15 protein-coding genes are annotated in these 13,902 nt (G+C 69.3%); 9 read left to right on the top strand and 6 right to left on the bottom strand.

All coding sequences use genetic code 11. From position 1 onward, the window contains the following. Nucleotides 1–15: 15 nt before the first annotated feature. Entirely contained in the window at nt 16–918 is a 903-nt protein-coding gene (locus tag ACIGXP_RS32805; protein ID WP_399774586.1) for an oxidoreductase, read from the top strand. Here ACIGXP_RS32805 and ACIGXP_RS32800 read toward each other — a convergent pair. Further along, nucleotides 905–1,318 carry a copper-binding protein gene (locus ACIGXP_RS32800; protein ID WP_363218270.1) on the bottom strand — a complete coding sequence of 138 codons (414 nt, stop codon included), beginning with the start codon at nt 1,316–1,318 and terminating at the stop codon, nt 905–907. The genes ACIGXP_RS32805 and ACIGXP_RS32800 overlap by 14 nt on opposite strands. Nucleotides 1,319–1,538: 220 nt before the next feature. On the opposite strand from ACIGXP_RS32800, the gene ACIGXP_RS32795 reads away from it, so the two are divergent. From ACIGXP_RS32795 to ACIGXP_RS32785, 3 genes are all read left to right on the top strand, one after another. After that, entirely contained in the window at nt 1,539–2,309 is a 771-nt protein-coding gene (locus ACIGXP_RS32795) for a trypsin-like serine peptidase (protein ID WP_399774585.1), read from the top strand. Nucleotides 2,310–2,451: 142 nt separating this feature from the next. Continuing rightward, nucleotides 2,452–3,459 (top strand): bifunctional lytic transglycosylase/C40 family peptidase, encoded by a 1,008-nt coding sequence (locus ACIGXP_RS32790; RefSeq protein WP_363218272.1) that lies wholly within the window; start codon nt 2,452–2,454, stop codon nt 3,457–3,459. Nucleotides 3,460–3,697: 238 nt separating this feature from the next. Further along, nucleotides 3,698–4,402, top strand: a complete 705-nt coding sequence (locus ACIGXP_RS32785; protein WP_399774582.1) for a phosphatase PAP2 family protein — start codon at nt 3,698–3,700, stop codon at nt 4,400–4,402. A gap of 27 nt (nt 4,403–4,429) precedes the next feature. On the opposite strand, the gene ACIGXP_RS32780 is transcribed toward ACIGXP_RS32785, so the two are convergent. Beyond that, the gene (locus ACIGXP_RS32780) at nt 4,430–5,986 is read right to left on the bottom strand and encodes an FAD-binding oxidoreductase (RefSeq protein WP_399774579.1); all 1,557 of its coding nucleotides are present in this window, start codon (nt 5,984–5,986) and stop codon (nt 4,430–4,432) included. Nucleotides 5,987–6,336: 350 nt separating this feature from the next. Here ACIGXP_RS32780 and pstS point away from each other — a divergent pair, with 350 nt between their 5' ends. The 4 genes from pstS (at nt 6,337) to pstB (ending at nt 10,476) form a co-directional block, all read left to right on the top strand. Continuing rightward, nucleotides 6,337–7,467, top strand: coding sequence for a phosphate ABC transporter substrate-binding protein PstS (gene pstS, locus ACIGXP_RS32775; RefSeq protein ID WP_399774576.1), 1,131 nt, complete (start codon nt 6,337–6,339; stop codon nt 7,465–7,467). 114 nt (nt 7,468–7,581) lie between these two features. Continuing rightward, a complete protein-coding gene (gene pstC / locus ACIGXP_RS32770; protein WP_399774574.1) occupies nt 7,582–8,589 on the top strand; it encodes a phosphate ABC transporter permease subunit PstC in 1,008 nt (335 codons plus the stop codon). Next, entirely contained in the window at nt 8,586–9,647 is a 1,062-nt protein-coding gene (pstA, locus tag ACIGXP_RS32765) for a phosphate ABC transporter permease PstA (RefSeq protein ID WP_363218277.1), read from the top strand. The genes pstC and pstA overlap by 4 nt, the downstream gene beginning before the upstream one ends. A 52-nt stretch (nt 9,648–9,699) precedes the next feature. Beyond that, nucleotides 9,700–10,476: a phosphate ABC transporter ATP-binding protein PstB gene (gene pstB / locus ACIGXP_RS32760; RefSeq protein WP_363218278.1), complete on the top strand. Its 777-nt coding sequence runs from the start codon at nt 9,700–9,702 to the stop codon at nt 10,474–10,476. Between the two features lie 114 nt (nt 10,477–10,590). Here the strand turns inward: pstB and ACIGXP_RS32755 are convergent, their stop codons facing one another. Beyond that, nucleotides 10,591–11,589, bottom strand: coding sequence for an inorganic phosphate transporter (locus ACIGXP_RS32755; protein ID WP_363218279.1), 999 nt, complete (start codon nt 11,587–11,589; stop codon nt 10,591–10,593). Nucleotides 11,590–11,596: 7 nt separating this feature from the next. Beyond that, the gene (locus ACIGXP_RS32750; protein ID WP_363218280.1) at nt 11,597–12,217 is read right to left on the bottom strand and encodes a DUF47 family protein; all 621 of its coding nucleotides are present in this window, start codon (nt 12,215–12,217) and stop codon (nt 11,597–11,599) included. 206 nt (nt 12,218–12,423) lie between these two features. Here ACIGXP_RS32750 and ACIGXP_RS32745 point away from each other — a divergent pair, with 206 nt between their 5' ends. Then, on the top strand, nt 12,424–12,729 hold the full coding sequence (locus ACIGXP_RS32745) for a metal-sensitive transcriptional regulator (RefSeq protein ID WP_399774568.1): 306 nt from the start codon (nt 12,424–12,426) through the stop codon (nt 12,727–12,729). A gap of 3 nt (nt 12,730–12,732) precedes the next feature. Here ACIGXP_RS32745 and ACIGXP_RS32740 read toward each other — a convergent pair whose 3' ends face one another. Next, nucleotides 12,733–12,891, bottom strand: a complete 159-nt coding sequence (locus ACIGXP_RS32740; RefSeq protein WP_363218284.1) for a hypothetical protein — start codon at nt 12,889–12,891, stop codon at nt 12,733–12,735. Nucleotides 12,892–12,992: 101 nt separating this feature from the next. After that, nucleotides 12,993–13,841 carry a hypothetical protein gene (locus ACIGXP_RS32735; protein ID WP_399774565.1) on the bottom strand — a complete coding sequence of 283 codons (849 nt, stop codon included), beginning with the start codon at nt 13,839–13,841 and terminating at the stop codon, nt 12,993–12,995. Nucleotides 13,842–13,902 lie beyond the last annotated feature (61 nt).

Raw genomic sequence — 13,902 nt, 5'->3', positions numbered from 1 at the left:
GCCTACTTTGGGGCCATGACCGATAAATGGAATGTGACCCGCCTCCCCGACCAGACCGGCCGTACGGCCGTGATCACCGGCGCCAACAGCGGCCTCGGCCTCGCGACCGCGGAGGCGCTGGCCCGGGCCGGCGCGCATGTGGTGTTGGCCGTACGGGACCTCGCGCGGGGCGGCGCCGCCGCGGCGAAGGTGGGCGGCAGCACCGAGGTGCGCCGCCTGGACCTGGCAGACCTGGACTCGGTGCGCGAGTTCGCGGACGCCTGGGACCGCCCGCTGGACCTGCTGATCAACAACGCGGGCGTGATGATGCTGCCGGAGCAGCGCACCAAGCAGGGCTTCGAGATGCAGTTCGGCACGAACCACCTCGGGCACTTCGCGCTGACGAACCTGCTCCTGCCGTATGTGACGGACCGGGTGGTGACGGTGTCCTCCGGCGCCCACCGCTTCGGCGACGGAGTGATCCACTTCGCCGACGTCAACCTGCGCGGCCGCTACACCCCGGTCCGGGCCTACGCCCAGTCGAAGCTGGCGAACCTCCTGTTCACCCTGGAACTCCAGCGCCGCCTCACCGAGGCCGGATCCCCCGTACGGGCCCTCGCCGCCCATCCCGGCTACGCGGCCACCAACCTGCAGAGCCACAGCGCGAACCCGCTGGCCAGGGCCGTGATGGCGGTCGGCAACAAGGTGTTCGCGCAGACCGACAAGGCCGGCGCGCTGCCCACCCTCTACGCCGCGAGCCAGGACCTGCCCGGAGCGGCGTACGTGGGCCCCGCCGGCCTCGGCGAGATGCGCGGCGCCCCCACGCTGGTCGGCCGCAGCGCGGCGGCCAGCGACCCGGAGGCGGCCCGCCGGCTGTGGACGCTGTCTCAGGAGATGACCGGGGTGTCGTGGGGGCTGAAGCCGGTCAGCCGACCGTGATGTGCGTGTCCATGCCGAGCTGCTTGTGGCCGTCGATCGGGCAGTACAGGTCGTAGGTGCCCTTCTTGAGGGTCACCGTCAGGGTGGCCTGCTGACCGCTGTCGACGTTCTTGGTCCTGGCGTCCTCCACGCCGGGCCCGTCGATCGACAGGGCGTGCGTGATCTTGCCGTGGTTGTCGGAGACGAAGGTGTAGGTGCCCGGGGTGAAGGACGACCGGGACAGTTTCAGCGCGTACTCGGTCTCGGTGACCGTCACCCGGGCCCCCGGGCCGGCCTTCGCCGGGCCGCTCGCGCTCGGCTGACTGCCGCCGCCTCCGCCCGAGCAGGCGGCCAGCACGAGGGCGGCGGTGAAGGCGACCGCCGTCGTGCCGAATGCCGTACGGGTGCGGGTACGGGTCATGTGGGTCGAGGTTGCCATCCGACTCATCGCCTTCTGGTCATTCTTCTGAGCTAAGGGCTGTCTTTCCGGATAAAGAGCGCCTACAGGTAGTACGTCCAGGTATCCGCCAGAGTTCATCTGCGCACTCGCGCCGCGACGGCCCTGCCGTACGACGTTTCACAGGAAAATCTCGGCGAAGCCGGGGCGCGATTCTCACTTTCCTGGGACAGAGTGGGGGCTGATGAAGCGCTCCTCACGCATCTCGGTCACCTCGCGCCCCGCGCTGCTCGGCGCCGTGGTGATGCTCGCGCTGACCTCGGCGTCCGTGGCGGCCGCCGACGACGGACCGGGGCCCTTCGGGGTCACCGTCGACGCCGTCGCGAACCGGCACACGCTGCGGGTCGGCGCGCTGTTCGGCGCGGACCGGGCCGACCACCTGGCCGGCGGGCACTTCTGCACGGCCTCGGTCGTGCACAGCCCGCAGCGCGACCTCATCGTCACCGCCGCACACTGCGTCGGCGGCGCCGACAGCGACCTGGTGTTCGTGCCGGGCTACCGGGACGGGCGGGCGCCGTACGGGGTGTGGAAGGTGGACAGGCGGTATCTGCCCGGCGGCTGGGCCAAGGACCAGGACGAGGACAGCGACCTGGCCTTCGCCACCGTCGCCGAGCTGGACGGCAAGCACATCGAGGACGTGGTGGGCGGCAACCGGTTCGCGCCCGGCATGGCCACCGGCGCCACCGCCGTGACGCTCACCGGCTACCCCGACACCCGCGAAGCGCCCATCAGCTGCACCAACAAGCCGACCCCGCACAGCACGAGCCAGCAGCGCATCGACTGCCCCGCCTTCACCGTCGGCACCAGCGGCAGCCCCTGGATCAACGGCGACGGTCAGGTGGTCGGGGTGCTCGGCGGCCATGACGAGGGTGGGACGACCGACGACGTGTCGTACAGCGTGGTGCTGAGAAGCGGGGCGGCGGAGCTGTACGAGGACGCGGCCGGCGGTTCCTGAGCCCGGCCGCGTGCGGCGCGGTGTGATAGGGCGTCAGGGGTACTGCAGGCCCGGGGTTTTCGTTCGCCGGCCAGAGGTTCTCGTGCCGGGACGGGTCCGCTCTTAGACTGCTGCGGGTGGACTTGCCGGTGGCGAGGGGCGGTTGACGGTGCGTAAGGCGTGGGTCGTCGGTGGTGCCCTCGTGGGGGGCGGACTGAGCTTCGTCATGCTGCTCGTCGTCGGGGTGTACGTCGTCGCCGGAAACCTCCTCAACTCGGCCACCTCGGGCAGCCGGGGGCTCGCGAAGGGGGCCGTACCGGCCGCCTACAAGTCGCTCGTGCAGCAGTGGGGCAATCTGTGCCCGGCGCTCAGCCCGGCGCTGCTCGCCGCCCAGCTGTACCAGGAGAGCGGCTGGAACCCGGCCGTCGTCAGCCCCGCCGACGCCCGCGGCATCGCCCAGTTCATCCCCAGTACCTGGGCCACGCACGGCATCGACGGCAACGGGGACGGCAAGCGGGACATCTGGGACCCCAACGACGCGATTCCGTCCGCCGCTTCCTACGACTGCGAACTCGCCAAGGACGTGAAGGACGTTCCGGGCAACGTCTCCGACAACATGCTCGCCGCCTACAACGCCGGTGCGTACCGCGTCATAAGGGCCGGCGGGGTTCCGGCCATCAGTGAGACGCAGAACTACGTCAAGCGGATCCGGAGCCTGGAGCAGAGCTTCGCCGCGCCCGTCAGCCGGCTGGACCCCACCCGGCAGGCCGCCGGTGCCATCGCCTTTGCGCAGAGCAAGCTGGGTACGCCCTATCTGTGGGGCGGCGAGGGATCGGCCGCGCAGGGCGGGCGGTTCGACTGCTCGGGGCTCACCCAGGCGGCGTACGCGAAGGTCGGAATCACCCTGCCCCGCGTGGCCAACGACCAGTACAACGCCGGCCCGCACCCTTCGCGGGACCAGCTCCTCCCGGGTGACCTGGTGTTCTTCTCCACCGACCGCACTGACTCACGGGCCATCCACCACGTGGGCATCTACGTGGGCGGCGGGTACATGATCGATGCGCCGCGCACCGGCGCCGTCATCCGGTTCGATCCCGTCGACACGCAGGACTACTTCGGCGCCACGCGGGTCACCGCAGATGGCGCAAAAGCGCTCCCCACGGCGGTTTGAGACGGTGTGCACCGTGCGTGAACCCACCCCCTGAGCTGCGATGACGAGTCTCTCTTCGATAACGTCTGCGTGATCTTTCAGTGGAGAGTGGAACGTATTGATGGTGGCCGTGCGTTCCTGTTGACGTAGCCGAGCGGACGTCAGTACGGCAGTGCAGCGGAAGCGGATCTACGAACCACGGGGGTAGGAGCGGCGCACACGAGGTGCGTCCGGTAGCCGACGAAGGGGCCGCAGCACCATGGCTGTACTCGCCGAATCCGGATCGAACCCCGACGTCGACCTGCTCTACGACATCAATGGCCTGGCCAAGGACGCCCCGCACTGGTTCGACCGGGTCATGGAGTTCGTCGGTGAGTACGGCCTGCTGCTGGCCATGGTCCTGCTGGTGCTGTGGAGTTGGTGGTCCGTGCGGCGCCGGGACGGCGAGGATGCCGCCTCTTCCGTCGCCGCACTGCTGTGGGCGCCGCTCGCGGCCGGCATCGCCGTGCTGGTGAACGTGCCCATCCGGGGGTTCGTGGAGAGACCCCGTCCCTTTGTGCAACACCAGGGGCTGGACGTCCTCGTCTCCGGCAAGACCGACTTCTCCTTCGTCAGCGACCACGCGACGATCACCATGGCGCTGGGCGTGGGACTGTTCGTAGCCAACCGCCGGTTCGGCATCGCCGGGATCGGGCTGGCGCTGCTGGAGGGCTTCTGCCGGGTGTACATGGGGGTGCACTATCCGACGGACGTCGTCGGCGGGTTCGCGCTCGGAACGGCGGTCGCGCTGCTGCTGTCGCCGCCGGCGATGGCGCTGCTCACCCCCTTGATGCGAGCGGTGGAACGGTCGCCGAGGGCGGGCTGGATCGTCCGGCGCCGGCCGGTGAGCGGGGCGCGTGAGGGTGCGGTGCTGCCGGGTGCCCGTAAGCCGGTCGAGTCCGAGGAACGGGATCTGGCGGCGTAGCCCCGAGCCGGCTGGGGAGGCCGGGTCCTACAGCCCCTGCGCATACGAGAAGAAGCGGGAGGGGTCGTACTGCTTCTTCACCTTGGCCAGGCGCGCCGCCGCATCCCCGTAGTACGCCTTCTTCCAGTCCCTCAGCGTCGGATCCGTGTAGTTCTGGTACGCCGCGCCGGAGGCGTACGGAGACATCGCCTGGTGAGCCGACGCCAGCCACGACTGGGCCGAACCGCCGGAGGCCCCCGCTCCCCAGGAGGCGATGTACTGCGCCAGCATCCGGGAGCGGCGGTGGACGAACGCCGTCGCCGTGGGCGAGACACGGTTGACCGCGCCGCCGAGGGCCGTGAACGCGATGCTGCCCGCGCCGCCCCGCACCGAGCTGATCTGCCGCAGCACCGTCTGGATGCCCGCCGCGGACAGCGAGCGGTCGAAGAAGTCGGAGCGGGCCGCGTACGTCTCGCGGCCGAGCTTGCCCTGCGGGGAGCGGCCCGGGGTGGAGCCGGGCAGATGGCACTGGGCGTCGGTGGAGAAGGAGGAGCAGCCGGCGTAGATCTCCATCGCCTCCTCGTAGCCCCGGCGGCGCAGGGTGACGGAGGCGGCGTTCGCGCCGGCCGCGTGGGCCAGGCGGTCCACGGCGTTCTGCAGTTCGCCGTAGGTGCCGAGGGAGAAGCAGGCCACGGAGACGGCCGGGGTGCGGCCCGGCGAGGCCGAGAGGTGCAGTGAGGACCAGATCTCGTCCGGCTGGCTCGGGCCCCACTCCTGCCAGGCCTTGAGGACCGCGGCCGCCTTCGCCCAGGGCCAGGTCATGTACGCGGTGACCGCCTGCGGCGCCGGGTGGGTCCTGAAGTGCAGCTCGGTGACGACGCCGAAGTTGCCGTTGCCCGCGCCGCGCAGTGCCCAGAAGAGGTCGGAGTGGTTCCTCGCATCAGCCGTCACCTGGGTGCCGTCGGCGGTGATCAGCGTCGCCTGGGTGAGGCTGTCGCAGGTCAGGCCGTAGGCGCGGGAGGCGACGCCGTGGCCGCCGCCGAGGACCAGGCCGGAGACGCCGACGGTGGGGCAGGAGCCCGCGGGTATGGTCACGCCCTTCGCGGCCAGCGCCCGGTAGACGTCGATCAGCTTGGAGCCGGCGCCGACCACCGCCTGTCCGCCGCTGACCCGTATGCGGTTCAGCCGGGACACGTCCAGGACGAGGCGGTTGTCGCCGGAGGAGTAGCCCGCGTAGGAGTGGCCGCCGTTGCGTATCGACACCCGTATGTTGTGCGCGCGGGCGTACGCCAGGGTCGTACGGATGTCGTCGGTGTGCGCCGCATAGGCCACCGCGGCCGGTTTCAGACCATCGAAGCGGGTGTTGTACAGCTGGTGGGCCGTCTGCCACGTCGCGTCGCCGGGCCGGATCAGGGGGCCGTCCAGGTCACGGGCGAGGCCCGCCCAGTTGGCGGCGGCGTTCGCGCTGGTGGTCTTGAGGGACGTGAGGGACGATGAGCCCGTGGTCGCCGACTTGGTGGACCTGCCCGAGTCCGAGCCGCAGCCGGTCAGTGCGGTCGCGGCCAGGGCGGCCGTGCCGCCTGCGATGAACGTACGGCGTTCCATGTGCATCGTCGTCTGTCGCCTCTCCGCAGGCCCCCTTGGCCCGTCCTGGGGTGAGACGACCCTGTGGGCCCATTGGTTCGTAACAGTTCGCCCACAGGGAAACGAACGTCGAATACGTGTACGCGTAACCCGGTCGTCGGAACCTCCATGTGTTCTCCCCGTAAGCATTCCGTGACCTCACCGGGCCGATGGCAGGGGTTCACCCCCCGTTCACTTCCGGCCATCGGCGGCTTCACCTGTTCTGCCTAATTTCGGCCGTGCACGGTGCCGAGCACGGCCATTCATGCGCTGGGCACCTCACCACCTCGCACGCCGCCGACAGCGGCGGCTCCTGGAAGGAACTCCCGAAAGTGAAGCTTCAGCGCAAGAACCGGCTGCGCGCCCTTTCGCTCGGTGCGATCGCCGTGACCGGCGCCCTGGCCCTGACGGCGTGCGGCTCCGACGACAACGGCAGCGGCGGCAAGGGTTCGGGCAACCCGTCCGGCTCGGCCAACGCCTCCTCGGTCAAGTGCGACGGCGCCAAGGGCCAGCTGCTGGCGGACGGCTCCTCCGCGCAGAAGAACGCGATCGACGCGTGGGTCAAGGCGTTCTCGCAGGCCTGTGGCGTGCAGATCAACTACAAGGGCGGCGGCTCCGGCGCCGGTGTCACCTCCTTCAACCAGGGCCAGCTCGCGTTCGCCGGTTCGGACTCCGCGCTGAAGCCGGAAGACGTCACCGCCTCCAAGAAGGTCTGCTCCGGCGGCCAGGGCATCGACCTGCCGATGGTCGGCGGCCCGATCGCCCTCGGCTACAACGTCCCGGGTGTCGACAACCTGGTCCTGGACGCCCCGACGATCGCCAAGATCTTCGACAGCAAGATCAAGAACTGGAACGACCCGGCGATCAAGAAGCTGAACCCGTCGGCGAAGCTGCCCGACCTGAAGATCCAGGCCTTCCACCGTTCCGAGGACTCCGGTACGACGGACAACTTCACCAAGTACCTGATCGCCACCACCCCGGACAACTGGAAGTACTCCGGCGGCAAGGCCTGGCAGGCGCAGGGCGGCCAAGCGGCCTCCGGCTCCGCCGGTGTGGCCCAGGGCGTCAAGCAGAACTCCGGCGCGATCGGCTACTTCGAGCTGTCCTACGCCAAGGACATGACCACCGTCTCCATCGCCACCGGTGCCAAGGCCCCGGTCAAGCCGTCCGTGGAGAGCGCCACCGCCGACATCGCGGCCGCCAAGGTCGTCGGCACCGGCAAGGACCTGTCGCTGAAGCTGGACTACGCCACCAAGGCCGAGGGCGCCTACCCGATCACCCTGGTGACGTACGAGATCGTCTGCGACAAGGGCAACAAGGCCGACACCCTGCCGGCCACCAAGGCCTTCCTGCGCTACATCGCCAGCGAGGACGGTCAGAAGGCGCTGTCGAGCATCGACTACGCCCCGATCCCCGACGAGATCATCGCCAAGGTCCGCACCACCATCGAGGGCCTGAGCTGACCTGATCCGAGAGTGCGGCCCGTGCCCGACAGGGCCCGGGCCGCACCGTCCGGTGCACCGCCGCCATGAGCCGCCGCCCGTGAGGGCGCCCGGCTTTGCAGACCGGAGAACCCGATGGACATATCGACCAAGACAACCGACGCACCTCCTCCCGCGCCCCAGCCCACGGTGACCGAGCAGAAGCGAGGTGCCCGCGGCGCGACCCGCCCCGGTGACCGCATCTTCCTCGGCCTCTCCCGCGGCTCCGGCATCCTGCTGCTGGTGATCATGGCCGCGATCGCGGCCTTCCTCACCTACCGTGCCTCCCTCGCGATCAGCAAGGACCACGGGAACTTCCTGACCACCTTCGAGTGGAACACCAACCTCACCCCGCCGAGCTTCGGCATCGCGGTGCTGGCCTACGGCACGGTCGTCTCCTCGATCATCGCCATGGTCATCGCGGTCCCCGTCGCCGTCGCGATCGCGCTGTTCCTCACCCACTACGCCCCGCGCCGGCTGAGCGGTCCCATCGCCTATGTGATCGACCTGCTCGCCGCCGTGCCGTCCATCGTCTACGGCCTCTGGGGCGCCCTGATCCTCGTCCCGCACATGACGGGCCTGTACGGCTGGCTGAACGACTACCTCGGCTGGACCGGCCTCTTCTCCTGGGACGACGGCGCCCCCCGCGCCATGCTCACCGTCGGCATCCTGCTGGCGATCATGATCCTGCCGATCATCACCAACGTCAGCCGTGAGGTCTTCCGGCAGGTCCCGCGGATGCACGAGGAGGCTGCGCTGGCCCTCGGCGCCACCCGCTGGGAGGTCGTCCGCATGGCCGTCCTGCCCTTCGGCCGCTCCGGTGTGATCTCCGCGTCCATGCTCGGCCTCGGCCGCGCCCTCGGCGAGACGATGGCCGTCGCCACCGTGCTCTCCCCGGACTACGTCATCCACCTCAGCCTGCTGAACCCGGGCGGCGGCACCTTCGCCCAGAACATCGCCAGCAAGTTCGGTGAGGCCACCGAGCAGGGCCGCGACGCGCTGATCGCCTCCGGTCTCGTCCTGTTCGTCATCACCCTGCTGGTCAACGGCGCGGCCCGCATGATCATCGCCCGCCGCAAGGAGTACTCGGGGGCCAACGCATGAGCCACGCAGTCGTCACCGACAAGCGCCCCAGCACGCTGCGCGGCGCCAGCCTCCCGAAGTGGTCCCCGTGGGCCATCGCCGCCGGCTCGATCGTCCTGGCCGTGGTCATCGGCCTGGCCGGCGGACTGACCAGCAAGATCCAGTGGGGTCTGATCGCCGCGATCCTGTTCGTCCTCGGCACCTACGGCATCGCCTCCAGGGTGGAGGGCCGCCGGCAGGCCAAGGACCGGGTCGCCACCTCCTTCGTCTGGGTCGCCTTCCTGCTCGCCGTCGTCCCGCTGGTCTCCCTGATCTGGGTGACCATCTCGCGCGGTGTGAAGGTCCTCGACGTCTACTTCCTCACCCACTCCATGGGCGTCGTCGCCGACTCCGAGCCCGGCGGCGGCATCTACCACGCCATCATCGGCAGCCTGGAACAGGTCGGCCTCGCCACCGTCATCGGTGCGCCGATCGGCATCCTCACCGCGATCTACCTGGTGGAGTACGGGCGGGGCTCGCTCGCCAAGGCCGTCACCTTCTTCGTGGACGTCATGACGGGTATCCCGTCGATCGTCGCCGGCCTGTTCATCCTGTCGCTGATGCTCATCTTCAAGATGCAGCCGTTCGGCTTCGCCGGTTCGCTGGCCCTGGCCATCCTGATGATGCCGGTCGTCGTCCGCTCCACCGAGGAGATGCTCAAGCTCGTCCCGAACGAGCTGCGCGAGGCCTCGCTGGCGCTCGGTGTGCCCAAGTGGCGGACCATCCTGAAGGTGGTCCTGCCGACCTCCATCGGCGGTATCACCACCGGCGTCATGCTGGCCGTCGCCCGTATCGCGGGCGAGACCGCGCCGGTGCTGCTGCTGGTGTTCGGCAACCCGTTCATCAACAACGACCCGTTCGAGGGTGCGCAGGCGTCGCTGCCGCTGTACATCTACCAGCAGTACGCGCAGAGCGCGGGCGCCAACGCGGCGTACGACCGCGCATGGGCGGCGTCCCTCACGCTGATCGCCTTCGTGATGATCCTCAACCTGGTGGCCCGCGGCATCGCCCGCTGGAAGGCCCCCAAGGCCGGTCGCTGACTCTGCGGCCCATCGGCGACTGACCAAGACTTTTCTGGAAGTGAAGTAGACAATGGCCAAGCGAATCGACGTAAGCGGACTGACCGCGTACTACGGCTCCCACAAGGCGATCGAGGACATCTCGATGACCGTCGAGCCGCGTTCGGTGACGGCGTTCATCGGCCCCTCCGGCTGCGGCAAGTCGACGTTCCTGCGCACGCTGAACCGGATGCACGAGGTCACCCCCGGTGGCCGCGTCGAGGGCAAGGTGCTGCTGGACGACGAGGACCTGTACGGCGCCGGCATCGACCCGGTGTCGGTGCGCCGCGAGGTCGGCATGGTCTTCCAGCGCCCGAACCCGTTCCCCACGATGTCGATCTTCGACAACGTGGCGGCGGGCCTGCGCCTGAACGGCAAGTACAAGAAGGCGGAACTGAACGACATCGTCGAGAAGTCCCTCAAGGGCGCGAACCTCTGGAACGAGGTCAAGGACCGCCTGAACAAGCCGGGCTCCGGCCTCTCGGGCGGCCAGCAGCAGCGTCTGTGCATCGCCCGCGCGATCGCGGTGGAGCCGAAGGTCCTGCTGATGGACGAGCCCTGCTCGGCTCTGGACCCGATCTCGACCCTCGCCATCGAGGACCTGATCGGCGAGCTGAAGGAGCGCTTCACGATCGTCATCGTGACGCACAACATGCAGCAGGCGGCGCGTGTGTCGGACCGTACGGCGTTCTTCAACCTGGCGGCGGTGGGCCAGCCCGGTCGCCTGATCGAGATCGACGACACCGAGCGCATCTTCTCCAACCCGTCGGTCCAGGCGACCGAGGACTACATCTCCGGCCGCTTCGGCTAGGCCGGTACGGACCCCTCGCGGTGCTGCATGGCGGTGCCACCGCGAGGACGCAAAAGGGCCCGCCCCTGGCTCCCGGGGGCGGGCCCATTGCGTTCGCCGCACTTGCCTCGGCGGTTACAGCACCGCCAGGTCGATCACTCCGAACGCCAGCGCGGCGACCAGCGCCGCCGCCGGCATCGTGATGAACCAGCCCAGGACGATGTTCTTGGCCACGCCCCAGCGGACGGCGTTGACGCGCTTGGTGGCGCCCACACCCATGATCGCCGAGGTGATGACATGGGTCGTGGAGATCGGGGCCTTGAAGAGGTACGCCGTGCCGAACATGATCGAGGCGCCGGTGGCCTCGGCCGCGAAGCCCTGCGGCGGGTCCAGCTCGATGATCTTGCGGCCGAGCGTGCGCATGATGCGCCAGCCGCCGGCGTAGGTGCCGAGGGAGAGCATCAGGGCGGAGACGATCTTCACCCAGACCGGGATCGGGTCGCCGAACGTCTCATGGCCGGAAATCACCAGTGCCATCACGACCACACCCATGGTCTTCTGGGCGTCCTGGAGGCCGTGCCCCAGTGCCATGCCCGCCGCCGAGACCGTCTGCGCGATACGGAAGCCGCGCTTGGCCTTGTGCGGGTTGGCTCCGCGGAACAGCCACATGATCGCCAGCATCACGAGGTAGCCGACGATCAGGCCGACCACCGGGGACAGGAACATCGGGATGATGATCTTGTTCACCACGCCGTTCCAGTGGACGGCGGTACCACCTGCCAGGGCCGCGCCGACCAGGCCGCCGAACAGCGCATGGGAAGAGGAGGACGGCAGACCGAAGTACCAGGTGATCAGGTTCCAGGTGATGGCGCCGACCAGGGCGGCGAAGAGGATGCCCATACCGGTCGAGCCGGACGGCGTCTCGATCAGGCCCTCACTGACCGTCTTGGCGACGCCCGAGCCCAGGAAGGCACCGGCCAGGTTCATGACCGCCGCCATGGCGAGGGCCGCCCGCGGGGTCAGCGCCCGCGTCGACACCGACGTGGCGATCGCGTTCGCCGAGTCGTGGAAGCCGTTCGTGTACGTGAAGAAGAGCGCGACCGCGATGGTCACGACCAGGGCGAAGGTGTCCATCGACGCCTCAGGACTCCTTGACCGCGATGGTCTCCACCGTGTTCGCCACGTGCTCGAACGCGTCCGCCGCCTCTTCCAGGACGTCCACGATCTGCTTGAGCTTGAGCACCTCGATCGCGTCGTACTTGCCGTTGAAGAGGTGCGCGAGGAGCTTGCGGTGGATCTGGTCCGCCTGGTTCTCCAGACGGTTGACCTCGATCCAGTACTCGGTGAGGTTGTCCATCGTGCGCAGGTTCGGCATCGCCTCCGCCGTCAGCTCGGCGGCCCGGGCCAGTACCTCGATCTGCTGCTCGACGCCCTTCGGCAGTTCCTCGACGTTGTAGAGGACGACCAGGTCGACGGCCTCCTCCATGAAGTCCATGATGTCGTCGAGGGATCCGGCGAGTGAGTAGATGTCCTCGCGGTCGAACGGCGTGATGAACGAGGAGTTCAGCTGGTGGAAGATCGCGTGCGTGGCGTCGTCACCCGCGTGTTCCGCGGCCCGCATACGCTCTGCGATCTCGGCTCGGGCAGGTGCGTCCGCCCCGAGCAGTTCCATCAGGAGCTTCGAGCCCGTGACGATGTTGTCCGCGGATGCGGCGAACATGTCGTAGAAGCTCGTCTCCCTGGGGGTCAGACGAAAGCGCACGTGGGGTCCTCGGGGTGCTTCGGTTTCGGTCAGGGTGATGCTAGGCGCATCATCCGGCCACGGCTATCGGGCCGCATCCCAGTGTCGCCCATCGGGCAGAGTGATCAGCACGGGGGCGCACCAAGGCCCTCCTACCCCGCAGAATTCGTTACCATATACCCAGTAGGGGTATGTATCCGCAGCTCGTTCCGAGAGGGAGGCCCGCGATGACGACGACCGAGGCCGGCGCCACGCACGGCTACCACAAGCAGAAGGGCGAGCACCTCAAGCGGCTGCGCCGGATCGAGGGCCAGATCCGCGGCCTGCAGCGCATGGTCGACGAGGACACGTACTGCATCGACATACTCACCCAGGTCTCGGCGTCCACCAAGGCGCTGCAGTCCTTCGCGCTCCAGCTGCTGGAGGAGCATCTGCGGCACTGTGTCGCGGACGCGGCCCTCAAGGGCGGCGACGAGATCGACGCGAAGGTGGACGAGGCGACGAAGGCGATCGGCCGCCTGCTGCGCACCTGATCCTCAGGCTTCCTTCTCCTCGGCGACCCGCAGCACCTCGTCGATGCTCTCCAGGCTGAGCCGGTCCTCGGCTGCGGAGGCCGCGATGATCAGCTCCCCGCACAGCTCGATCTCGGCGAGGGCCACATGGTCCTGCACCGCCGTACCGCCGGCCCGAGCCACCCGCCTCACCTCTTCCCTGCCGTCACCGGCTTCCTAGAGTAGGCAGCCCTCTACACACCGCGCATGGCACGGACGGGCTACTTACGGGGTGGTAGGACGGACTAGTTGCCGCCCTCGGCGATGCGGCCCGCGTAGATGTCCGCCGAGCGCGGCAGCTGTACGCCGGCGGGCGCGCCGAAGTCGTACAGCAGCGTCGTCGAGGCGACCGCCACGGGGGCCTTCTGCCGGCTGTTGACGAAACTGAAGTGCTGCCTGAGCTTGCGGAGGCGGCCCTGGTCGTCCAGATAGGCGTCGAACGGAACCCGGGTGGCGGCGAACCCTTTCGCCGCCGCGGCCAGCGGCTGCCGGTTCTCGGCGGAGGCCAGACGGGCCGCACTGCGCAGGTCGGCCGTGCCCCGGTAGTGCCGTACGGCCGTGCCGCCGACCTCCGTCCGGCCGACATAGGCCGCCGTCCGCGTCCCGCGCAGCACCTCGGCCGCCGCGTACGGGTCGGTCGCGCCGCCGGTGACCAGGTTGCCGTCGGACAGCGTGGCGGTGTCCACCCGCACCCACTTGTCGGCGGGCACGCCCGCCCCGCGGTTCTTCATGAACAGGGCCCCCGGAGCCAGGAGTTCGGTGATCGGCTGGTGCTCGGCGGTACCCGACGGGTCCTCGGGCAGGACGACCGTGAGCCGGCCGATCCGGCGCCCGAAGTCGTAGACGCCCTTGCCGCGGATCGTGACGCGGGTGCCGCCCGTGGCCATCTCCATGGACGTGGTGGCCTTGGAACTGCCCGCGCCGCGCAAGGTGTCGGCGGTCCGCTGCAGCACGGTGACCGGGTCGCCCCCGTCCCTGACGCCCTCGGCGGCGGCCCCGGTGCCGGAGCAGCCCGTGACACCCGCCCCGAGGCCGAGCATGATGCCGACCGCGACGAACGTCCTGCCCGCGTTCCTGTGCTGCCGCCGATCCATCGCCTGCCTACCCCCAGCCGGTACGTCCGTCACGGGCCCCCTGTCGTCCGGTTAACGACGG

This window comes from Streptomyces sp. NPDC053069 (assembly GCF_044546895.1).
GTDB lineage: Bacteria > Actinomycetota > Actinomycetes > Streptomycetales > Streptomycetaceae > Streptomyces.
Note: the sequence above shows the minus strand (reverse complement) of the source record. Positions and strands in the feature narration are given on the sequence as shown.